This window comes from Delftia sp. JD2 (genome assembly GCF_001682645.1).
Lineage (GTDB): Bacteria > Pseudomonadota > Gammaproteobacteria > Burkholderiales > Burkholderiaceae_C > Comamonas > Comamonas acidovorans.
The window spans coordinates 1-20,521 of the sequence record NZ_LFJT01000086.1; the positions used below are offsets into that span (position 1 = coordinate 1).

The 20,521-nt window shown below is 67.3% G+C and carries 18 protein-coding genes and 5 tRNA genes; 9 read left to right on the plus strand and 14 right to left on the minus strand.

The genetic code is table 11. The annotated features are described in order from the left end of the window. The 3 genes from ACM14_RS28180 to ptsP form a co-directional block, all read right to left on the minus strand. Nucleotides 1-610, minus strand: a 610-nt coding sequence (locus ACM14_RS28180; protein WP_217491973.1) for a PTS fructose transporter subunit IIB, incomplete at its 3' end; no start/stop codon positions are given. A 23-nt stretch (nt 611-633) separates the two neighbouring features. Continuing rightward, nucleotides 634-1,599 (minus strand): 1-phosphofructokinase family hexose kinase, encoded by a 966-nt coding sequence (locus tag ACM14_RS28185; RefSeq protein WP_065347980.1) that lies wholly within the window; start codon nt 1,597-1,599, stop codon nt 634-636. Next, nucleotides 1,596-4,139 carry a phosphoenolpyruvate--protein phosphotransferase gene (gene ptsP / locus ACM14_RS28190; RefSeq protein WP_065347981.1) on the minus strand — a complete coding sequence of 848 codons (2,544 nt, stop codon included), beginning with the start codon at nt 4,137-4,139 and terminating at the stop codon, nt 1,596-1,598. The genes ACM14_RS28185 and ptsP overlap by 4 nt, the downstream gene beginning before the upstream one ends. A 135-nt stretch (nt 4,140-4,274) precedes the next feature. On the opposite strand from ptsP, the gene ACM14_RS28195 reads away from it, so the two are divergent. Then, nucleotides 4,275-5,261 (plus strand): LacI family DNA-binding transcriptional regulator, encoded by a 987-nt coding sequence (locus ACM14_RS28195; RefSeq protein ID WP_065347982.1) that lies wholly within the window; start codon nt 4,275-4,277, stop codon nt 5,259-5,261. Between the two features lie 21 nt (nt 5,262-5,282). Here ACM14_RS28195 and ACM14_RS28200 read toward each other — a convergent pair whose 3' ends face one another. Both ACM14_RS28200 and ACM14_RS28205 read right to left on the minus strand, forming a co-directional pair. Beyond that, nucleotides 5,283-6,908 carry a SulP family inorganic anion transporter gene (locus ACM14_RS28200; protein WP_065347983.1) on the minus strand — a complete coding sequence of 542 codons (1,626 nt, stop codon included), beginning with the start codon at nt 6,906-6,908 and terminating at the stop codon, nt 5,283-5,285. Beyond that, nucleotides 6,908-7,546, minus strand: a complete 639-nt coding sequence (locus tag ACM14_RS28205; RefSeq protein WP_065347984.1) for a ParB-like protein — start codon at nt 7,544-7,546, stop codon at nt 6,908-6,910. The genes ACM14_RS28200 and ACM14_RS28205 overlap by 1 nt, the downstream gene beginning before the upstream one ends. Before the next feature lie 139 nt (nt 7,547-7,685). Between ACM14_RS28205 and ACM14_RS28210 the strand changes: the two genes are divergently transcribed. From ACM14_RS28210 to ACM14_RS28225, 4 genes are all read left to right on the plus strand, one after another. Further along, nucleotides 7,686-8,372 carry a DUF3334 family protein gene (locus tag ACM14_RS28210; protein WP_012204543.1) on the plus strand — a complete coding sequence of 229 codons (687 nt, stop codon included), beginning with the start codon at nt 7,686-7,688 and terminating at the stop codon, nt 8,370-8,372. A 150-nt stretch (nt 8,373-8,522) separates the two neighbouring features. Next, nucleotides 8,523-9,032: a MarR family winged helix-turn-helix transcriptional regulator gene (locus ACM14_RS28215; protein ID WP_065347985.1), complete on the plus strand. Its 510-nt coding sequence runs from the start codon at nt 8,523-8,525 to the stop codon at nt 9,030-9,032. 1 nt (nt 9,033) lies between these two features. After that, entirely contained in the window at nt 9,034-10,260 is a 1,227-nt protein-coding gene (locus ACM14_RS28220; protein ID WP_065347986.1) for a multidrug effflux MFS transporter, read from the plus strand. 146 nt (nt 10,261-10,406) lie between these two features. Beyond that, nucleotides 10,407-11,306, plus strand: a complete 900-nt coding sequence (locus tag ACM14_RS28225; protein WP_012204540.1) for an alpha/beta hydrolase family protein — start codon at nt 10,407-10,409, stop codon at nt 11,304-11,306. Between the two features lie 67 nt (nt 11,307-11,373). On the opposite strand, the gene fumC is transcribed toward ACM14_RS28225, so the two are convergent. Then, nucleotides 11,374-12,765 carry a class II fumarate hydratase gene (fumC, locus tag ACM14_RS28230; protein ID WP_065347987.1) on the minus strand — a complete coding sequence of 464 codons (1,392 nt, stop codon included), beginning with the start codon at nt 12,763-12,765 and terminating at the stop codon, nt 11,374-11,376. Nucleotides 12,766-13,078: 313 nt separating this feature from the next. Between fumC and ACM14_RS28235 the strand changes: the two genes are divergently transcribed. From ACM14_RS28235 to murI, 4 genes are all read left to right on the plus strand, one after another. Beyond that, nucleotides 13,079-14,632 carry a fumarate hydratase gene (locus ACM14_RS28235; RefSeq protein ID WP_034391754.1) on the plus strand — a complete coding sequence of 518 codons (1,554 nt, stop codon included), beginning with the start codon at nt 13,079-13,081 and terminating at the stop codon, nt 14,630-14,632. Between the two features lie 100 nt (nt 14,633-14,732). Next, nucleotides 14,733-15,365, plus strand: a complete 633-nt coding sequence (locus ACM14_RS28240) for a class I SAM-dependent methyltransferase (RefSeq protein ID WP_065347988.1) — start codon at nt 14,733-14,735, stop codon at nt 15,363-15,365. Beyond that, nucleotides 15,362-15,949, plus strand: a complete 588-nt coding sequence (locus ACM14_RS28245) for a GNAT family N-acetyltransferase (RefSeq protein WP_065347989.1) — start codon at nt 15,362-15,364, stop codon at nt 15,947-15,949. The genes ACM14_RS28240 and ACM14_RS28245 overlap by 4 nt, the downstream gene beginning before the upstream one ends. 58 nt (nt 15,950-16,007) lie before the next feature. Further along, entirely contained in the window at nt 16,008-16,898 is an 891-nt protein-coding gene (gene murI / locus ACM14_RS28250; RefSeq protein ID WP_065347990.1) for a glutamate racemase, read from the plus strand. A gap of 1 nt (nt 16,899) precedes the next feature. Here the strand turns inward: murI and ACM14_RS28255 are convergent, their stop codons facing one another. From ACM14_RS28255 to ACM14_RS28290, 8 genes are all read right to left on the minus strand, one after another. Further along, a complete protein-coding gene (locus ACM14_RS28255) occupies nt 16,900-17,511 on the minus strand; it encodes a M48 family metallopeptidase (RefSeq protein WP_012204534.1) in 612 nt (203 codons plus the stop codon). 32 nt (nt 17,512-17,543) lie between these two features. After that, nucleotides 17,544-18,170, minus strand: coding sequence for a DUF6806 family protein (locus tag ACM14_RS28260; RefSeq protein WP_013803265.1), 627 nt, complete (start codon nt 18,168-18,170; stop codon nt 17,544-17,546). Between the two features lie 329 nt (nt 18,171-18,499). Further along, nucleotides 18,500-18,590 (minus strand) — tRNA-Leu (locus ACM14_RS28265). Nucleotides 18,591-18,688: 98 nt separating this feature from the next. Continuing rightward, a tRNA-Gly gene (locus ACM14_RS28270) sits at nt 18,689-18,764 on the minus strand. Nucleotides 18,765-18,913: 149 nt separating this feature from the next. After that, nucleotides 18,914-19,678 carry a M48 family metalloprotease gene (locus tag ACM14_RS28275; protein ID WP_065347991.1) on the minus strand — a complete coding sequence of 255 codons (765 nt, stop codon included), beginning with the start codon at nt 19,676-19,678 and terminating at the stop codon, nt 18,914-18,916. Nucleotides 19,679-20,061: 383 nt separating this feature from the next. Continuing rightward, nucleotides 20,062-20,135 (minus strand) — tRNA-Cys (locus ACM14_RS28280). A gap of 43 nt (nt 20,136-20,178) precedes the next feature. Then, nucleotides 20,179-20,254, minus strand: a tRNA-Gly gene (locus tag ACM14_RS28285). Between the two features lie 58 nt (nt 20,255-20,312). Then, nucleotides 20,313-20,388, minus strand: a tRNA-Gly gene (locus ACM14_RS28290). Nucleotides 20,389-20,521 lie beyond the last annotated feature (133 nt).

Below are 20,521 nucleotides of genomic sequence, written 5' to 3' on the forward strand. Positions count from 1 at the left end.
CGAGAGCTGGGGCATCTCGGCGCCCTGGGCCGACGTGGTGGCCGCGCGAAAGATCGACCTCGCGGTCGGCGGCAATGATGACCAGGTCGGCCTCGGCAATCTCCTGCGGCGTCAGCGCATCGAGCGCGCCCACCGAGCCTTGCGTCTCCACGCGCATGGCGTGGCCCAGCGCCGCCGCGCCGCGCTGCAGTCCCTCGGCCGCCATGAAGGTGTGGGCGATGCCAGTGGGGCAGGAGGTGACAGCCACGATTCGCTTGCCCAGACTCTCGCCCATGCGCTGTACTGCGGGACTGGCGGCAGCGCAGCGTGCAAGCACGCCGGCCGGATCGTCGAGCGCCTCGCGCAGGCTGCAGCGCTCGACGGCGGCCTGCACGAAGCGGGAGGCATCGGCGGCGGTATCTGCATCGTCATCGGTGCCGGCATCCCCCACGATCAGCAATTGCCCGGCCTGCGCAGCCGCATCGGCCGCATGCAGCCCGATCACACCGCCGCTGGCGCGCACTTCCACGGCCAAGGGACGCTGTCCGGCTGCATGGCGCAGGGCTTCGGCGGCCAGCAGCGCTTCGGCGTCGTGCCCGGCGGCTGCGATCACCACAAAAAGAGGGTTCATGAGAGCTCCTGAAGAATGGGGGATCACGGCCACTGGCATGGCTCCAGCAGCACGCTGGCGGCCAGGGCCTGGACGCGGTCGGCATCGACTTCGCGTGCGGGTGCGGCCTGCAGCCAGGCCAGCGCGCTGGCCGTGGACAGGCGTGCGGTGTCCGCCAGATCCAGTCCGCGCAGCCGCGCGGCCACCATGCCCGCGACCATGGCATCGCCCGCGCCCACGGAGCTGCCGCGCGCGCGCTGCGGCGGCCGCGCAATCACCGCGCCTTGCGCGCTGGCAAACAGCGCGCCCTCCTCGCCCATGGACACCACGGCCAGTCCCAGCCCCCTGTCCAGCAGGCGGCGCGCGGCGGCCAGAAGCGCATCGCGGCCGTCCATGCGCTGGCCTGTGGCGGCCTGCAACTCCTCCCGGTTGGGCTTGATGGCCCAGGGCATGGCCGCATGGGGGGCCGTCGCCAGGGCGGCGGCCAGGGGGGCCTCGCTGGTGTCCAGCAGCACGTCGGCACCGGCGGCCACGGCCTGGGCCTGGAGCCGGGCCCAGCTGTCCGCAGGCAGGCCGGTCGGGAGGCTGCCCGACAGCACCACGGCCAGGCCGGGCCGCAGATACCGGGCCAGCGTGGACATGACGGCGTCCAGATGCACCTCGGCCAACACCAGGCCCGGCAGGTTGATGTCCGTGGTCTGGCGTCCGCCGTCGGCCACCAGCTTGATGTTGGTGCGCGTCTGGCCCGGCACGCGCAGGCAGGCGTCGGCAATGCCGCGCTGCGCGAACAAGGCCTCGAACATGCCGGCGTTGTCGCTGCCCAGCACGCCCAGCGCGGCCGTGGAAACGCCCAGGCCCGCCAAGGCGGCGGCAACATTGATGCCCTTGCCGCCCGGCGCCTGCACGCTGCCCAATGCGCGCTGCACCTGGCCGGGCAGCAGCGCATCCAGGGTCACGAGCTGGTCTATGGCCGGGTTCAGGGTCACGGTGATGGCTTGCGGGGCGTTCATGCCGTCACCTCCTTGGCCAGTGCCCGCACCTGCGCGGCATCCTCGCAGCCGAGCGCCCTGTCTGCGAGCGCCTGCAACTGCCGCAGGCTGGCCGCGCGCAGGCCGGCCTTGACACCGGCGATGTCGTTGGGGGTCATGGACAGCTCGCCCACCCCCAGCCCGGCCAGCAGCAGCGCACCGAACGGGTCGCCAGCCAGTCCGCCGCAGACGCCCACGGGGCGCGTGCGGGTGGCAGCGCCCTGCACGGTGGCGCGCACCATCCGCAGCACGGCCGGATGCAGGCTGTCGGCCTCGGCCGCCAGCTGCGGGTTCTGGCGGTCCATGGCCAGCACGTACTGGGTCAGGTCGTTGGTGCCTATGGAGAAGAAGTCCGCATGGCGGGCCAGTGCGTCGGCCTGCACGGCGGCGGCGGGCACCTCGATCATGATGCCCAGCGGCAGGACCGGGGCGTCCAGTTCGGCACGCAGCCGTTCGCAGGCCGCGCGCAGCGCCAGCAGCTCCTGCACGCTGGTGACCATGGGAAACATCACGGACAGCCTTGCGCCATCGCAGGCCGCCCGGTACAGGGCGCGCATCTGGGGCTCCAGCAGGTCGGGGCGGCGCAGCAGCAGCCGCGCGCCGCGCACGCCCAGGAAGGGGTTGTCCTCGCGCGGCAGCTCCAGGTGGGCGACCTGCTTGTCGCCGCCGATGTCCAGCGCGCGAACGACCAGCGGCCGGCCCTCCAGCGCCTGCGCCATGGCGCGGTAGGTTTCGTACTGCTCGTCCTCGCCGGGCGTGCTGCCGCGCTCCAGGAACAGGAATTCCGTGCGCATCAGGCCCACGCCCTCGGCGCCCTGGGACAGGGCCAGGGGCACCTGCTCGGGCAGGTTGACGTTGGCGCAGACTTCGATGCGCACGCCATCGGTGGTGATGGCAGGCAGGCTGCGCTGCGCGGACACGCGTTCCTGCAGCGCCCGCTGCTCGGCCATGTGGGCATGCGCCGAAGCCAGGTCCTGCTCCGAGGGATCAAGGTAGATGCGGCCATTGGCGCCATCGACGATGGCCAGGGCCCCATCGGCCATGCCCAGCACGCCGCCGCCTGCCGCCACGGCGGCCGGCAGCCCCAGCGTGCGCGCGAGTATGGCCGTGTGCGAGGTGGGACTGCCCTGCGCCGTGACCAGCGCGGCCACGCGCGCCGTGTCCAGCCGGGCGGTTTCCGAGGGCGAAAGATCGGCCGCGACCAGGATGCAGCCGCCTTCCGGCAGGCCCTCCGGTCCCGCCGCTGCCAGCGAGGGCTGCAGTTGCACCAGCACGCGCCGGCCCACGTCGCGCAGATCGGCGGCACGCGCGGCCAGCGCGGGGTTGTCCAGCGCCTGGAGACGGGCAGCGCCTTCCTCCACGGCCTGGTCCCAGGCCCAGGCCACGCCGTGGCCCTGGACCATGAGCTGGCAGGCGCGCGTGATGAGTACGGGGTCGCCCAGCCACTCGGCCTGCGCGCTGAAGATGGCCGCATCGCCTTCGCCCAGGCGGCGGCGGGTGTCGTCATGCAGGGCGCGCAGCTGGCCCTGCGTCTCGGCCAGCGCCGCATGCAGCCGCGCACCGCACACGCTGAGCGGCTCGGGCAGGTCGGGAATCTCGGCGGCCTCCACACGCCACTGGTGGATGCGGGCCACGGCCAGCCCCGGGCTGGCGCCCAGGCCCACAAAGTCAGGCCGCGCCAGCGGCGGCAGCCAGCCCGTGGCGGGCGATTCGGCCGCCTTGCGCCCAGCGGCGTCGGCATCGGCACGTTCCTGGACCACCAGGGCCTGGGCCACGGCACACAGGCGCTGGACCGCGGCACTGGCATCGGGCCCCTCTGCCGAGACGGTGACCTTGTCGCCTTCGCGCAGTCCCAGCTGCAGCAGGCTGGCCATCTGCCGCGCATCGGCCACCTCGTCGCCATGGCGCACCTGGATGCGCGAGGCAAAGCCGCGCGCCGCCTCCGCCCAGCGCGTGGCAGGCCGCGCGTGCAGGCCGTTGGGATAGGCAATGGTCCATTCGCACGCCTCGGCCAGGTCCACTGCCGCCGGGCGGGCGGCAGGCGGCGCCGGGTCCGCTTGCCCCTGGAGCACATCAATGACCTGCTGCGCATCGCCGGTGGTGAACAGCGCCTGCAGCCGGGGTGTCTGCAGCAGGCCGGCCAGGCGGCGCAGCAAGGTGATGTGGGCATCGGAGCGTGCCGCCACCGCCACGACCAGATGCACGTTCTGGCCGGCATTCCAATCCAGGCCCTCGCGCACCTGGAGCACGGCCACCGCGTCGCGCAGCACGAGGGCCCGGTCTTCGGCCCGGCCGTGGGGAATGGCCACGCCGTGGCCCAGAAAGGTTTCGGCCTGGGCCTCGCGCGCCTGCATGCCGGTGGCATAGCCAGGGGCCACGCAACCGCTGTCCTGGAGCAGCCGGGCCGCCTGGGCAATGGCGTCGGCCTTGTCGCGCACCCTGGCGTCCAGGCGCACGGCGATCTGCAGGCCCGCAGGAGCGGTGGGTGCAACCGCCGGAAGGGGTGAATGGGCATTGATCATGGCGCGGATTTTGGGAACGTTCCCAACCATCAGTCAATCTGCACTGCAACATAACCCGGCCATAATCCGGCCATAACTCGGCATTTCTTTGGAGTTATCCTCTGCGGCACACCACAACCAACGGGAACGATTGCATTGAGCATCAGCATCAACGATGTGGCCCGTGCGGCCGGGGTTTCCAAATCGACGGTATCGCGCGCGCTGGCGGGCGGCTCGGTGAGCGAGGAGGTCCGGGCGCGGGTCACCGCCGCCGTGCAGGCCACGGGCTACCGGCCCAATCTGATGGCGCGCCGGCTGCGCGCGCGCGACGCCGGCCCCATGGGCGTGCTGGTGGCCGACATACGCAACCCGTTTTTCACGGCCCTGATCCGCGCGGTCGAGGCCGAGGCCTATCGCCAGGGCCGGCGCGTGCTGTTGTGCAATACCGACGAAGACCCGCAGCGCGAAGCCATGTACCTGCAGCTCATGCAGGAAGAGCGCATCGCGGGGCTGATCTTTGCGCCCACCCAGGCCAGCCTGCACAAGCTCGAGCGCATGCAGCTGGAGTTCCCCGTCGTCCTGGTGGACCGGGCGGGCGCCCCGGCCTTCCATGACAGCGTGGTGCTGGACAACGCCCAGGCCTGCGCCACCTTGGTCAGGCATCTGGTGGACCAGGGCCGCCGCCGCATTGCCGGCGTCTTCGGCAGCACCAGCAGCACGGCGCGCGAGCGCTGCGACGGTTATCTGGCCGCCATGCGCGATGCGGGCCTGGCGCCCGACTTGCGCCAGTTGCCCCCGACCAGCGATGCCGCCGAGGCCGAGGTCGCGCAATGGCTGCGCCAGCCGCAGCGGCCCGATGCCTTCGTGGCCAGCAACAGCCTGCTGCTGGAAGGCTGCCTGCGCGCGATACGCGCCGCAGGCCTGCGCATCCCGGGCGATGTGGCGCTCGCCGGTTTCGACAACGAGCGCTGGACAGAACTGGTGGCCCCCGCCATCACCGTGATCGAGCAGCCGGTGGAGGCCATGGGCCGCGCCGCATTCGGCCTGCTCATGGAGCGGCTGCACACGCCCGACCTGCCGCTGCGCAAGGTGATCATGCAGGGGCGCTGCATCGTGCGCGAGTCCACCCAGGCGGCGGGCTGAGGTGCTGCGCCGGGACGTGGATCACGCCGGGATCTGCAACTGGCGCACGGCGTCGTCCACGCTCCAGCCCGCATAGCTGGCGTGCGGCAAGGCCGGATTGCCCACGCGCGCCAGCAGGTCGCGCACGGGGTCCTTGACGCGGGCCAGGGCCAGCGGCACACCCAGTTGCCGCAACTGGGCCGCGAAGTCGCACAGCGCCTCGACACTGGTGGCATCGAGATCGGCCGAATCTTCCAGGCTCAGCACCACGCCGCGGGGCGAAGGCAGGGATTGCAGCCGCTCCCGGATGGCCGCAAACACCAGGTCGGCATTGCCGAAGAACAGCGGCGCCTCGGGCCGCGCGATCAGCAGGCCGGCCGGCACCACCGCGTCGGGGTGGCGTGCGGCATCGACAAAGTCATGCGTGTCCCCCAGCCTGCCCAGCCAACTCACATGCGAGCGCGACAGCGTTTGCAGCAGCATGAGCAGGCTGGCCGCAATGGCCAGCAGCAGCCCGTCGAGCACGCCCAGCGCCAGCACGGCAAAGAAGGCCAACACCACGATCAGCCGATCCCGCCGCCAGGCGAAGTAAGGGCGCAGCGCGGCAGGGTTCAGCGTGTGGCCCACGGCGTGGATGACGATGGCGGCCAGCAGCGGCTGCGGCGTGCGCTCTATCCAGGGCAGCAGCAGCCAGACGGCCAGGCCCACCACGGCGCAGGCGACCAGGCCTGCAGCGCGGCTTTGCGCGCCCGCCACCTCGTTGGCCGAGGTGGCCGAGTAGCCCGCGCCCACGGGCATGCCATGGAACATGCCCGACAGCAGGTTGGCCGCGCCCAGCGCCATCAGGTCGCGGTTGGCATCGACGCGGTCGCCATGGCGCAGCGCAAAGCTGCGGATGGAGCCGTAGGACTCGGCATAGAGGATGAGCGCCATCGCAAAGGCCAGCTCGCCCAGGCGCAGCCATTCGGCGCGCGACAGCGAGGGAATGCCGGGGTTGGAGAAATCCAGCCGTATCGGCCCCACGGCCGCAATGCCCCAGCGCGCGCACCAGCCGCCCGCATCCAGCGCAATGCCGGCCGCAATCACCAGCAAGGCCGCAGGCAGGCCACGCCAGCGGGCCAGCGCACGCATCAGCAGCAACGCCGCAACGGCCATGGCCAGACCCGCTCCATTCCAGTGCCGCCAGCCGGCCAGCAGCTCCCAGACAAAGCGCGGCAGATCGCCATGCACAGGCTGGAAGGCGACGGCATGCGGGATCTGCTTGACCACGATGGTCAGCGCCAGCCCCAGCGCAAAACCGCGCAGCACGGGCTTGGCGATGAAGTTGGACACGGCGCCCAGCCGCGCCAGCCCCGCCACCACGAAGAACAGGCCCGTCAGCAGCACGATGCCCACGCCCAGCAGCATGCGCTGCTGCGGCGAGGTGCCGGCCATGGACGCCGTGGCCGCCAGCAGCACGGCGGCAGAGGAGGATGTGGCCGAGACGATGGCGAAGCGGCTGGTCCCCAGCAGGCCATAGGCCAGCAGCCCGGCGAACAGCGCAATCACCCCGGCCTGCGGCGGCAGGCCGGCGATGCCGGAATAGGCCACGGCCTCGGGCAGCAGCAGGCCGGCGATGGACAGGCCGGCGCCCCAATCAGCCAAGGCAGGCAGGCCAGGCGCACGCATCAGGATTGCGGAGCAACGACGCCGGACCAGCCCGGCAGGTAGCGCGCCTCGGCGCCGTGCGCCAGGCCCAGGGCCTCATGCAGGGCCTGATCGGGCAAGGCGACATCGCTCTTGCCACTGCGCAGGTCCTTGGGTGCAAAGCGCGTGCGGAAAAAATCGGCCCAGAGGAATTCGACGAAAGGCGCCGTGTCCTTGGCATAGCCACCGGCCTTGCGCACGGCGCCGGCCAGGCTGCGGTAGGGGTCGTCGCGCAGGCGGTCCAGCTGCTCGGGCATCTTGGCCCAGTCGCATCGGCGGCCGCGCTCGTCATATGGATGGGCCCATTGGTGGAACTCCATCAGGCGCCAGAACATCAGCGGATCGGCCTCGCTGAAATCGGCCAGCTGCATGACCCAGACCTGCTCCACGGACTCCTGCGTCAGCGCCAGCCCCAGGTGGTGGTGGTCAACGATGTAGTGCAGGCCACGCGGCCCCAGCACGGCCGGAAACCAGTGCGAGGCCAGAAGGCCTTCGCGCTCCTTGCGCCTGAGGCGGCTCCACTGGGCGCGCTTGGTCTGCACTTCGGCGGCGCCTATGGTCATCTGCGTGGGACGCAGTGCGTCCAGCGGAACCCGGGTCAGATGCTGCTGTGCTCTCATCGTCCAACCTCCGTTGCATCAAAGGTGCGGACCCGGCGGGCTGCCCGGTCCGGCATCCAGAATACGCCTTCGGAGTTACAAATGGTCGCAACAACGGACTTGCACCCATAATCGCTCACAATTTTGTCCCGTTGACCTCATGAACCAGCCCCAACATCCCATCGTCCATGGCACGGAAGACGTGCTGATCAGCCTCTGCAACTCCGTCTCGCGCGTGCTCCAGGTGGCCACGCAGTGCCAGATCCAGTATTCGGGCATGGTGCAACGCATCACCAAGACCAGCCTCAAGCCCGACATCGGCTGCTTTGTCCTGGTGGACGGCGGCTTCTCGGGCCTGGTGATCATCAACTTCTCGGCCGCCGCCGCCATGGAGCTGTACCGCAGTTACATGCTGAGCATGGGCATGGGCGAGGACGACCTGGCCACCTCCTATACCTCGGACGATGTCAGCAACGTCATGGGCGAGCTGATGAACCAGGTGGTGGGCGACTTCACCAGCAAGGTCCAGCGCGAGCTTCAGACGTACATCACCCAGAGCCAGCCCAAGATGATCCGCCTGAACAAGCAGGTCAACCTCAGCGTGGACGCCAACCTCGACTCCCCCGAGGCGCGCCGCGTGACCTTCTACACGGGCAACAACAACATCTTCTATCTCGAACTGGCCATGGACCGCACCGAGTTCATCAAGGTCGTGGACTTCGAGCCCCAGGAGCGCCCCGATCCCGATGCGCTCATGGCCCAGACCGCCGCCAGCGCCCCGGCCGCAGCGCCCGCGCCGGCCGCCAGCACCGACACCGACGAACTGCTCAAGTCGCTGGGCATGTAACTGCCGGCACACGCCCCGGCATACAACCCAGGCACACAGCCCCGGCACCGCGGGCAAGACCCTGATGCATGCGGATGTATCAGGGCGGCCCCGCAAACGACATCGTTGATATGCAGATAATTGGGATGCCAACTATTTGAATATCACCCGATGTCGTCCCCTTCCGCCTCCTCACCGCTCACGCAGGCCGACCCCGCCGCCGTCCAAAGGCATTTCATGTTCACGCTGGGGCAGGTGAACAAACAGTGGCGCCGCACGCTGGACCGGCTGCTGGCACCCATGGGACTGACCCAGGCACTGTGGATGCCGCTGATGCACCTGGCGCGCTCGCCCGAGGCCATGCGCCAGAAGGATCTGGCCCACTCCCTGGCGCTGGACAGCTCCTCCGTCGTGCGGCTGGTGGACGGCCTGGCCGCCCAGGGCTGGATAGAGCGCGTGGACGACAGCGACCGCCGCGTCAGAAAAATCCAGCTCACGCCAGCCGGCCATGCCCAGGTCGAAGCCGTGCAGGGCCTGCTGCAGCAGGCGCGCGCCCAGGTGCTGGGCGCCGTGCCGCCCGAGGAACTGGACGCGGCCTACGCCACGCTGCAGCGCCTGCTGGAGGCCATGGCCGCCGAGCCCGCCTGCGACACGGACCTGCCCGACGAGCAGGCGGCCTGAGATGGCGGCCGAGCACTCTTCGCTGCCACCCGCCCAGGACCATGCAGCGGCCAGCCGCAAGGCGCCGCTGTGGCTGCTGGTGATCGTGACCATCGTCGGCACGCTGGCCATGCACATGTTCCTGCCCGCCCTGCCCGATGCGGCACGCCAGTTCCAGGCCGGTGCCAGCCAGATGCAGCTGACCATCACGGTCTACATCCTGGGCCTGGGCGTGGGCCAGCTGATCTATGGCCCGCTGTCGGACAGCCTGGGGCGCCGCCCCATGCTACTGGCAGGGCTCATCCTCTATGCGCTGGCCAGCCTGGCGGCCTTTCTCGCCCCGTCCGCCCCCTGGCTGATCGGCGCGCGGCTGCTCCAGGCGCTGGGCGGCTGCGCGGGCCTGGCCCTGGGCCGCGCCATTGCGCGCGATTCAAGCACGCCCGAGAACGCCGTGGGCAGCCTGGCGCTGCTCAACCTGATGATGATGATCGGCCCCGGCATCGCGCCGGCCATCGGCTCGGCCATCGACGACGCCCTGGGCTGGCGTGCCATCTTCGGCACGCTGGCCGTGGTCGGCGGCGTGACGGCCTTCGCCATCTGGAAGCTGCTGCCGGAAACCGGCCAGCCCACGGGCCGCCTGCACCTGGGTACCATCCGCGACGACTACCGCAGCCTGCTGCGCTCTCCTGCCTTCGTGGGCTTTGCCGTGGGCGGCGGCTGCGCCACCACGTCCATCTATGCCTTCCTGGCCGCGGCGCCCTTCGTCTTCATCGAGCAACTGCATTCCACCAAGCATGAGGTGGCCATCTACCTGGGCCTGCTCATGGGTGGCATGGCCGTGGGCAATGCGCTGGCCCGCCAGCTGATACGCCACTGGCCCCTGGAGCGGCTGATGCTCAACGGCAATCTGCTGAGCCTGGCCAGCGCGGCCATGCTGCTGTTGCTGGCCCTGTTCAACCAGCTCACGCCGGCCATCGTGGTGGGGCTGATGGTGCTGTTCGCGCTGGGCTCGGGCCTGACCAGCCCTGCGGCGCTGGCCAGCGCGCTGAGCGTGCATCCGCGCCTCACGGGCTCGGCCGCCGGGGTCTACGGCAGCACCCAGATGGCCGTGGGCGGCCTGTGCACGCTGGGCGCCAGCCTGGGCAGCAACCCGGCGCTGTCGGCGGCGCTGGCCCTGGTGGTGGCCTGCGTGCTGGGGCAACTGGGCTTTCGCAGCGCGCTGCGCCACGCGCAGCGGGCGCCCGGCTGAGGGGCGCCCGGGCGAGGGCCGCCCGGGCTGAAGACCACAGTCGCCCAGGCGACGGTCCGGCCGACTGCGGGTGCGAGGTGCGCAGGCCCTCGATTACATTGGCGCAGCCGTGGCCAGCCGCCACGGCCCACAGGAGACAAAAAACCATGCGCCAACTTTCCTTTTCCATCGTCCTGCGCCAGGCCGCCACCGGCACGCTGGCAGCCGCCGCGCTGCTGGCCGGTACAGCCGCCCAGGCCGGCTCCATCGAGGCCGCCGAGTTCAAGAGCGCCACGCTGCAGCGCAGCTGGACCTACAACGTCTACCTGCCCACGGGCTACGACGCCCAGTCCAGGCTGCGCTATCCCGTCATGTACCTGCTGCACGGCAATGACGGCCAGCGCAATGACTGGCCCGTCAAGGGCAATCTGCTGCGCACGGTGGACCAGCTGATCCAGAACGGGGAGATCCCGCCCGCCATCATCGTCATGCCCGACGCGGGAACGACCTGGTACGTGGACCTCAAGGAGCCCATGGAGACGGCCTTCTTCCAGGACCTTGTCCCCCATGTCGAGAAGAAGTACCGCACCCTCACCAGCCGCGATGGCCGCGTGATCGGCGGCCTGTCCATGGGCGGCTACGGCGCGCTGCGCTACGTGCTCAAGTACCCCGAGAAATTCCAGGCCGCCGCCCTGCTGAGCCCCGCCATCTACAACCCCGAGCCGCCCGCCGATTCCTCGGCACGCTCGGTCAAGGTCTTTGCCGAACCCAACACGGGCGGCCAGTACAGCACCACGGTCTGGAAGAGCTACAACTACCCTGTGCTGTGGGACAGCTTTCTCGCCCGCAAGATCAGCGTGCCCATGTACATCAACTCGGGCGACGACGATGAATTCATGATCGAGTCCGACGCCGCCCAGCTTTACGCCCAGCTGCGCAGGAACAAGCAGCCTGCCGAGCTGCGCATCGTCAACGGCAAGCATGAATGGCCGGTCTGGGAAAGCACCATCGGCGACGCGCTCAAGTACGTGTTCCGCACCGTGCGCCGCCCGCAGGCGGACAACTGAGCCAGGCCAGGCGGTGAAGAAAAAAGGGGAGCCGGCCGGCTCCCCTTTTTGATTGCATCAGCAGGTCTTACAGATTGCCGACCATCTTGGCAGGGATCACCCAGGCGTCGAACTGTTCGCCGGTCAGGTGGCCGGAAGCCACGGCGGCTTCACGCAGGCTGGAGCCTTCCTTGTGCGCCTTCTTGGCGATGTAGGCCGCCTTGTCGTAGCCGATGTGCGGGTTCAGCGCAGTCACCAGCATCAGCGAGCGCTGCACCAGTTCGGTGATGCGCTCGCGGTTGGGCTCGATGCCCACGGCGCAGTGGTCGTTGAAGCTCTTCATGCCATCGGCCAGCAGGCGCACGCTCTGCAGGAAGTTGTGCGAGACCATGGGGCGGAACACGTTCAGCTCGAAGTTGCCCGAGGCGCCGCCGAAGTTGATGGCCACGTCGTTGCCGAAGACCTGGGCCGCCAGCATGGTCACGGCTTCGCTCTGCGTGGGGTTGACCTTGCCGGGCATGATGGACGAGCCGGGCTCGTTCTCGGGGATGGAGATCTCGCCCAGGCCGCTGCGCGGGCCGGAGGCCAGCCAGCGCACGTCGTTGGCGATCTTCATCATGCTGGCGGCCAGCGTCTTGAGCGCGCCGTGGGCGTGGACCAGGCCATCGCACGAGGCCAGGGCCTCGAACTTGCTGGGCGCCGTCACGAACGGGTAGCCGGTGAGCCGGGACAGCTCGGCCGCCACGCCCTCGGCATAGCCCTTGGGCGCATTCAGGCCCGTGCCCACGGCCGTGCCGCCCAGCGCCAGCTCGTACAGGTGCGGCAGCGCGGCGCGCACATGCTTTTCGCCATGGGCCAGTTGGGCCACCCAGCCCGAGATTTCCTGGCCCAGCGTCAGCGGCGTGGCGTCCTGCAGATGGGTGCGGCCGATCTTGACGATGTCGGCATAGGCCTCGCTCTTGGCCTGCAGCGTGTTGCGCAGCAGGGCAATGGCGGGCAGCAGCTTTTGCTCGATGGCCGTGACGGCAGCCACGTGCATGGCGGTCGGGAACACGTCGTTGCTCGACTGGCTCTTGTTCACGTCGTCATTGGGGTGGACCAGGCGCGACTCGCCGCGCTCGCCACCGAGGATTTCGCTGGCGCGGTTGGCCAGCACCTCGTTGACGTTCATGTTGGTCTGCGTGCCCGAGCCGGTCTGCCAGACCACCAGCGGGAACTCGTCCGGGTGCTTGCCGGCGATCACCTCGTCGGCGGCGGCCAGGATGGCCTGGGTCTTCTTCACGTCCAGCAGGCCCAGCTTGTGGTTGACGGTGGCCGAGGCCTTCTTGACCTGGGCCAGCGCGTGGATGATCTCGCGCGGCTGCTGCTCTCCGCTGATGTCGAAGTTCTGCAGCGAACGCTGCGTCTGCGCACCCCAGAGCTTGTCTGCGGGGACGGCTATGGGTCCGAAAGTGTCTTTTTCCTGGCGGGTCGCGGTCATTGGTATGGACTCCTTGGTGAAAACAACGCGGCGCAGTTGGCTGGAGGCAGGTCGGCGGGCCGCGCAGGACGTGGCTCGGGGATATCTGGCTGGCAGGGCCGCAATGGCAAAAACCCGCTCATGGTAACTCCGTAAATGGGAACCTCTCGCATCCGTCCCCCACTGAGGTGTCGCCGAGGCCGGCTTGTCCAGGCAAACCCCTCGACTCTTGTACAAGACTGCGCCCATTGCGTGCACTTTTCCCCCTGTAGCGCCGATAATCGCCCCCGGGATTCCCCTCCCCTGTTCCCCCGATCAAAAAGACACCCCACCGATGACCACCACGATCCGCCAGCAGGACCTGATCGATTCGATCGCAGGCGCCCTGCAGTACATCAGCTACTACCACCCCGCCGACTACATCGCCCATCTGGCACGCGCCTACGAACGCGAGCAGAGCCCGGCGGCCAAGGACGCGATGGCCCAGATCCTGACCAACTCCAAGATGTCGGCCACCGGCCACCGCCCGATTTGCCAGGACACCGGCATCGTCAACGTGTTCCTGAAGGTGGGCATGGACGTGCGCTGGGAAGGCTTCACGGGCGGCCTGGAAGACGCCATCAACGAAGGCGTACGCCGCGGCTACAACCACCCCGAGAACACGCTGCGTGCCTCGGTCGTGGCCGATCCGCTGTTCGCGCGCAAGAACACCAAGGACAACACGCCTGCCGTCATCAACGTGCAGATCGTGCCCGGCGACAAGCTGGACGTGACCGTGGCCGCCAAGGGCGGCGGCTCGGAGAACAAGTCCAAGATGATCATGATGAACCCCAGCGACAACCTGGTGGACTGGGTTCTCAAGACCGTTCCGACCATGGGCGCGGGCTGGTGCCCGCCGGGCATGCTGGGCATCGGCATCGGCGGCACCGCCGAGAAGGCCGTGCTGCTGGCCAAGGAAAGCCTGATGGAAGACCTGGACATGTACGAGCTGCAGGCCAAGGCCGCGCGCGGCGAGAAGCTCGACCAGGTCGAGGAACTGCGCCTGGAGCTGTACGAGAAGGTCAACGCCCTGGGCATCGGCGCGCAAGGCCTGGGCGGCCTGGCCACCGTGCTGGACATCAAGATCAAGATGTACCCCACGCACGCGGCCTCCAAGCCCGTGGCCATGATCCCCAACTGCGCGGCCACGCGCCACGCGCACTTCGTGATGGACGGCTCGGGCGCGGTCTACATGGACGCGCCCTCGCTGGACCTGTGGCCCAAGATCGACTGGGAGCCTGACTACAACAAGTCGCGCCGCGTGGACCTCAACGCCCTGACCAAGGAAGAAGTGGCCAGCTGGAAGCCCGGCGACACCCTGCTGCTCAACGGCAAGATGCTCACGGGCCGCGATGCCGCCCACAAGCGCATCCAGGACATGCTGGCCAAGGGCGAGAAGCTGCCCGTGGACTTCACCAACCGCGTGATCTACTACGTCGGCCCGGTGGACCCGGTCAAGGACGAAGCCGTGGGCCCCGCAGGCCCGACCACGGCCACCCGCATGGACAAGTTCACCGACATGATGCTGGAGCAGACCGGCCTGATCGCCATGATCGGCAAGGCCGAGCGCGGCCCGGTGGCCATCGAGTCCATCAAGAACCACAAGTCGGCCTACCTGATGGCCGTGGGCGGCGCCGCCTACCTGGTGTCCAAGGCCATCAAGAACGCCAAGGTCGTGGGCTTCGAGGACCTGGGCATGGAAGCCATCTACGAGTTCGACGTGGTGGACATGCCCGTGACCGTGGCCGTGGATGCCGGCGGCACCAGCGCCCACATCACCGGCCCTGCCGAATGGCAAAAGCGCATCGCGTCCGGCGAGTTCAAGACCATTGAGATCGCCTCGGCCTGAAGCCGGCGCCAAGCGCAAAGGGACCGCCTTCGGGCGGTCTTTTCATTGGTGCGGGCCTTTGTGCCAGACTGCCCGGTGCCTGCAACACAGCCCATTCAACATGACCATCGCGCTCGTCCTCATCGCCCTGCTGGCCGTGACCAGCCTGGCCTGGCGCCTGTCCTCCCGCCGCCATGTCCTGCCCTGCCCGTCCTGGCTGCGCTGGATGGTCGAGCTTGACAACCCCTTCGCGGCCAGCAACAAGGCCGCCTTCATCGTCGGGCAACTGCAGATCCAGCCGGGCATGAAGGTGCTGGATGCGGGCTGCGGCCCGGGCCGCGTCACCCTGCCATTGGCGCGTGCCGTCGGCGCGCAGGGACAGGTGCTGGCCGTGGACCTGCAGCCGGCCATGCTCGAACAGGTGGCGGCCAAGGCGCGCGCCCAGGGGCTGGAGAATGTGCGCACCCAGGCGGCTGCGCTGGGCCAGGGGCAGCTCGCAGCCGAGCAGCACGACCGCGCCGTGATGGCCGCCGTGCTGGGAGAGATTCCGGACCGCCAGGCCGCGCTGGCCGATGTCTTCCAGAGCCTGCGCCCCGGCGGCCTGCTGGCCGTGGCCGAGCTGGTCTTCGACCCGCATTTCCAGCGCCGCACCAGCGTGAAAAAGCTGGCAGGCGAGGCAGGCTTCATCCCCCACTCCTTCCACGGCCATGCAGCCGCGTATCTGCTGGTACTGCAGCGCCCTCTCCAACCATGACCACCACACATTCCCCTGTAGCGACCCTGCGGACACCGCGCCTGATACTGCGCCAGTGGCGGACCGGCGACCGACATCCCTTTGCCGCGCTGAATGCCGACCCACAGGTCATGGAGCACTTTCCGGCACTGCTCAGTCGTGAACAAAGCGATGCCATGGCAGACAGGATCCAGGCACTGATCGAGGAACGCGGCTGGGGCTTCTGGGCGGCAGAGCACCTTGCCAGCGGCGAGTTCATGGGCTTCATCGGGCTGCATACTCCCGCCGCGTCTTTGCCGTTCTCGCCCTGCGTGGAAATCGGCTGGCGGCTCGCCCGGCCTTTCTGGGGCCAGGGCCTGGCCAGCGAAGGCGCACGGGCGGCGCTGGAGCACGGCTTCGGCGCGTTGCATCTGGAGTCCATCGTCTCGTTCACCGCGCTGTCCAACCTGCGTTCGCAAGCGGTGATGCAGCGCCTGGGCATGGAGCGCGACGCCCATGACTTCGACCATCCAGAGGTGCCGGCAGGCCATGCGCTGCGCAGGCATTGCCTGTATCGCCTGACACATGCCCAATGGCTGCAGCGGCAAGCCATGGCCGCAGCATGAACGCGCCCGAGGGGGCATACTGGGCGCCGCCTCCAAAAGCCTTTATCCGGATCTCCAAATGACCTCCCCGGCCTCTCCCATCGGCGTCTTCGACAGCGGCATCGGCGGCCTCAGCGTGCTGCAGGCGCTGCGCCATGAACTGCCGCATGAGCGCTTCGTCTACCTGGCCGACAGCGGCAATGCTCCCTATGGCGACGCACGCGGCGATGCCTTCGTTCAGCAGCGCACGCGCACCATTGCGCGCCATCTGCGCGAGCAGCACCAGATCAAGGTGCTGGTGATCGCCTGCAACACGGCCACGGCAGCGGCCGTGGACACGCTGCGCGCCGAAATGCCCGAACTGCCCCTGATCGGCGTGGAGCCCGCCATCAAGCCCGCTTCGCTGTCGAGCCAGACCGGCCACGTGGGCGTGATGGCCACACGCGGCACGGTGAGCAGCGCACGCTTTGCCCGGTTGGTGGCCGACCATGGCCAGCGCGTGCAATTCCATGTCCAGCCCTGCGACGGTCTGGCCAAGGCCATCGAGGAAAGCACGGAGCAACCCGTTCCCGCCGACCCCATGGCCACCGAGGTCGCGCAACTGTGCGCCAGGTACGTGAATGCCCTGGGCAGCTTCGGACAGAAGACGGGCGAGATGGATTCCCTGGTGCTGGGCTGCACCCACTACATATTCGCCCGCGAGCAGTTGCGCACGCTGCTGGGGCCGGACATCCAGTTCATCGACACAGGTGCCCCGGTAGCCCGCCAGACGCGGCGCGTGCTGGACCGCCTGGGCACCCTGGCCAGCGAATCAGGCCCCTTGCCCGCGGCAGAGGGCCAGGTCCAGCTGATGACCACGGGATCGCTGCAGGCCCTGCAGTCTGCCGCATCGCGCTGGCTGGAGCTGCCCGCGCAATGCTGCTCGTCCGTTCAGGTCGGCGAATCCAGCGCCGTCCCCACGGCCGCTTGAATCACGGCTGCGCCTGCCACAGGCGCCGGCCCGAGTGGTCCATCCAGCTCAGGTACAGCCGCAGCTCGAACTCCAGCTGGTGGTAGTCGGGCTCCATGTGGGTGCACAGCTGGTAGAAGGCCTTGTCGTGGTCGGGCTCGCGCAGATGGGCCAGCTCATGGACGACGATCATGCGCAGGAAAGCCTCGGGCGCCTGCTTGAACAGTGCGCCGATGCGGATCTCATGCCGGGCATTGAGGCGGCTTCCCTGCACCACGGTGCGGCGCGTGTGCAGGCCCAGGGCGTTGTGGACCACGTGGATGCGGCCGTCGTAGGCCACCTTGTTCAGCGTGCCGGCATTGCGCATGTGCCGGCCCTTGAGGGCATCCACGTAGTCATAGAGGCTCTTGTCCGTGCGCACGGCATGGGCCTCGGGATGCTTGCGCAGCAGCCAGGCCTCGGCCTTGTCATCGGCCAGCCAGCCACGCACCTGTGACTGCAACGCGGCCGGGTAGGCGGACAGGTAGGGAAGCGGCAGCGCGCCACCGGCCACCTCGCGCCGCTGCTCGCGCTGGCGGCGTACGGTCTCGGTGACTGCTCCGGAATACTTGGGCGTGCTGGCCTGTGCCGCCATGGCTGTACGCTGCGCGGGGCAGCGCCTTGCGCTCAATGCAGGTGGCGTGGGCGGCGGTTGCCGCCGTGGCCCGAACCCGATCCGCCCATGCCGCGCGGCGGCTTGCCGATCTCCAGCGAACTGACCAGGGCGTCGAAGCGCTGGGAAAACAGCTTGTCGATCTCCTGCACCACGCCACCCAGCTCGGAGCCGTCGAAATGGCGCTCCATCAGGTTGACCACGTCCTGCACCAGCAGGTCGCGCTGCACCTGCATGATGGCCGCGGGCGTCGGGCCAACGAAGAGCATGACGAAGTCGTCGCGCGACTCGGCCTCTTCGGACTCCTCTTCCTCGTCGAACTCGGTGTCGTAGAAGGTCACCTCGATGGCCGCGCCCTGCTCGGCCAGCTCATTGATGCCCATGCACATGTCGTCCAGCGACTGGCGGAAATCCTCGTCACCACGCACGGTCCAGCACACCTGGAGCAGGCGCTCCTTGGTATCGAACTGGATGCCTGGCTCTTCCTCATAGACGCTGCCAGCGCCATCGGCCAGGGAACGGGCCCCCGCATACTTCCACAGCGGACCCAGCGCTTCCTGCAACTGCTCGTAGGTCGTGTCGGGGCGCAGCAGCACTTGGCCGTGCACGTGGATTTCAAATGGAGCGTTGTAATTCGACATGTTCTCGTCTGGGATGAGTTTGGCCACACCTGTCACGCCGCACCATGTGCCACGATCAACGTCAACGGAACGCATGCAGGCATCGCCATCACTGTCTGCCCGAGCCGCGCCATCCAGGCAAGCAGCCCGGGGCCTGATGAATGGATTCTCGCACGTTATGCCAACGGGCAAGGTCTTGGCAACGCATGGACACCGTGCAGCGCAGCAAGCGGGCAGGACCGTCGATGCACGTTGCGGCCTGACGCCTGAATTTGCGGAACAGCAGGCGCCTTGGCTGCTTCAATCCGCTACCGTATAGATAGCAACAATGCTTAGTACGTATTGGGTTGTGGTGCCCCGAGCCGGGATCGAACCGGCACGCCCCTGTTCGGAAGCGGCGGATTTTAAGTCCGCAGTGTCTACCAATTTCACCATCGGGGCCCTGCACCGCAGCGTCACAGGTCAGCGCGAACTGCTCACACCTGCAACTGCAACACCAACGAAAAAGGGAAGCGTTACCGCTTCCCTTTTTTCTGAATTGGAGCGGGAAAACGGGTTCGAACCGTCGACCTCAACCTTGGCAAGGTTGCGCTCTACCAACTGAGCTATTCCCGCGTATCTGTAAAGCTGTGCGCTTCACAGAGCAGACTTGAATTCTAGCGCAGATTTTTGGTGCTTCGGAAGAAGCCCACAAAAAATCTGCACCAAGGCAGATCGCAGCCTGCCTTGCACCTTGCGGCGGCAGGCTGCTTCGCCGTCGAAGCCTACTTGTCGTCGATGCGATCCTGCATGCGCTTGGCCCGCTGTTCGGACGGCGGGTGGGAGCTCAGGATGGAGCTGCCGCCACTGCCAGCGCTGAGCTTGGCCAGCTTCTGGAACGATGTGACCAGCCCCTGGCGGCTCATCTTCTTTTCCGTGAGCAGATCGAAGGAGTAGTCATCAGCCGCCGACTCCTGCGACTGCGAGAACTGGGCATTGATGAACTTCTCACCCAGATCACCTGCCTGCGAACGCGACAGCGAGGCCAGCGCCGAATTGCCGCTATTGGCCGCAATAGAGCGTGCAGCCGAAGCCGCATAGGCCGTCTGCATGCGCTTCTTGCTGTGACCCAGTGCCACGTGCCCGATTTCATGGCCAATCACGCCACGCAGCTCGTCATCGTTCATCAGGTCCATCAGGCCGCTGTAGACACGGATGCAGCCATTGGCCATGGCCCAGGCATTCACGTCCTGCGTCATATAGACCTTGTAGACAGCCTTCTTCCCATTGACAGCCTGCGGCATGCCGGCAATCACCTTGTTCAGCCGCAGCGTGTACTTGCTCTTTGCATCTGCCACCTTGTTCTGGGCATCCATGGCTGCGCAGGAATCATTGGACAGCGTGACCACGTCGTCATCCGTGAGCGTCATGGCCTTCATGGCCGTGGAGCCCGAATCCAGCAACCCGCCCACATCGGCAGACTCCATGGTTTTACAGCCCGCCAGCACCACGCCGCTGGCAACAATCGCCGTCAATAACTTGATCTTCATAATCCCTCCCAATAAATGAAGCGCGCATCATATCCACGACCCGCCAATTCAATCTACCGGCAATGACAACCCATTTGCAATTTCTTGCAATTTCTCAATGGACAAGCAATGCAAAATTTCAATGACGACTTTTCACCCAAAACAAATGGAAACAATTAAATTCACCAAATTAGCAATGAATGACCAAAACAGGCATGCAGCCATGCTATCTATCCACAGACCGTGAAGCACTGCCATGGCACTGAATCGGAAGAGAAGAAGATGAGCCAGCCAAGTCGAGGCGGCTGCGGAGACATGGCACCAAGGACGAACAACGATCCGTGATGCAGAAAAAGAAAAAGGCCCCGAGGGGCCTTTTGAACACTGTGTCTGCAATGAATTTTTGGAGGCGCGAACCAGAGTCGAACTGGTCTAACCGGATTTGCAATCCGGGGCATAACCGCTTTGCTATCGCGCCAAGATCACTATCAAACATGCAGCATTGCTGCAGTTTCTAAAACTGGAGCGGGAAAACGGGTTCGAACCGTCGACCTCAACCTTGGCAAGGTTGCGCTCTACCAACTGAGCTATTCCCGCAAAAATTCAAGCAACCAACCGTCACCTGAATCGGATATGCACTAGGCACATCCAAAACTGGAGCGGGAAAACGGGTTCGAACCGTCGACCTCAACCTTGGCAAGGTTGCGCTCTACCAACTGAGCTATTCCCGCAAAAATTCAAGCAACCAACCGTCACCTGAATCGGATATGCACTAGGCACATCCAAAACTGGAGCGGGAAAACGGGTTCGAACCGTCGACCTCAACCTTGGCAAGGTTGCGCTCTACCAACTGAGCTATTCCCG

Excerpts from the sequence above, each read along its gene's own strand:
- ACM14_RS28185 (WP_065347980.1), bottom strand. The coding sequence starts at position 1,599 with ATGAACGCCCCGCAAGCCATCACCGTGACCCTGAACCCGGCCATAGAC.
- ptsP (WP_065347981.1), bottom strand. The coding sequence starts at position 4,139 with ATGATCAATGCCCATTCACCCCTTCCGGCGGTTGCACCCACCGCTCCT.
- ACM14_RS28200 (WP_065347983.1), bottom strand. The coding sequence starts at position 6,908 with ATGCGTGCGCCTGGCCTGCCTGCCTTGGCTGATTGGGGCGCCGGCCTG.
- ACM14_RS28205 (WP_065347984.1), bottom strand. The coding sequence starts at position 7,546 with ATGAGAGCACAGCAGCATCTGACCCGGGTTCCGCTGGACGCACTGCGT.
- ACM14_RS28210 (WP_012204543.1), top strand. The coding sequence starts at position 7,686 with ATGAACCAGCCCCAACATCCCATCGTCCATGGCACGGAAGACGTGCTG.
- ACM14_RS28215 (WP_065347985.1), top strand. The coding sequence starts at position 8,523 with ATGTCGTCCCCTTCCGCCTCCTCACCGCTCACGCAGGCCGACCCCGCC.
- ACM14_RS28220 (WP_065347986.1), top strand. The coding sequence starts at position 9,034 with ATGGCGGCCGAGCACTCTTCGCTGCCACCCGCCCAGGACCATGCAGCG.
- ACM14_RS28225 (WP_012204540.1), top strand. The coding sequence starts at position 10,407 with ATGCGCCAACTTTCCTTTTCCATCGTCCTGCGCCAGGCCGCCACCGGC.
- fumC (WP_065347987.1), bottom strand. The coding sequence starts at position 12,765 with ATGACCGCGACCCGCCAGGAAAAAGACACTTTCGGACCCATAGCCGTC.
- ACM14_RS28235 (WP_034391754.1), top strand. The coding sequence starts at position 13,079 with ATGACCACCACGATCCGCCAGCAGGACCTGATCGATTCGATCGCAGGC.
- ACM14_RS28240 (WP_065347988.1), top strand. The coding sequence starts at position 14,733 with ATGACCATCGCGCTCGTCCTCATCGCCCTGCTGGCCGTGACCAGCCTG.
- ACM14_RS28245 (WP_065347989.1), top strand. The coding sequence starts at position 15,362 with ATGACCACCACACATTCCCCTGTAGCGACCCTGCGGACACCGCGCCTG.
- murI (WP_065347990.1), top strand. The coding sequence starts at position 16,008 with ATGACCTCCCCGGCCTCTCCCATCGGCGTCTTCGACAGCGGCATCGGC.
- ACM14_RS28255 (WP_012204534.1), bottom strand. The coding sequence starts at position 17,511 with ATGGCGGCACAGGCCAGCACGCCCAAGTATTCCGGAGCAGTCACCGAG.
- ACM14_RS28260 (WP_013803265.1), bottom strand. The coding sequence starts at position 18,170 with ATGTCGAATTACAACGCTCCATTTGAAATCCACGTGCACGGCCAAGTG.
- ACM14_RS28275 (WP_065347991.1), bottom strand. The coding sequence starts at position 19,678 with ATGAAGATCAAGTTATTGACGGCGATTGTTGCCAGCGGCGTGGTGCTG.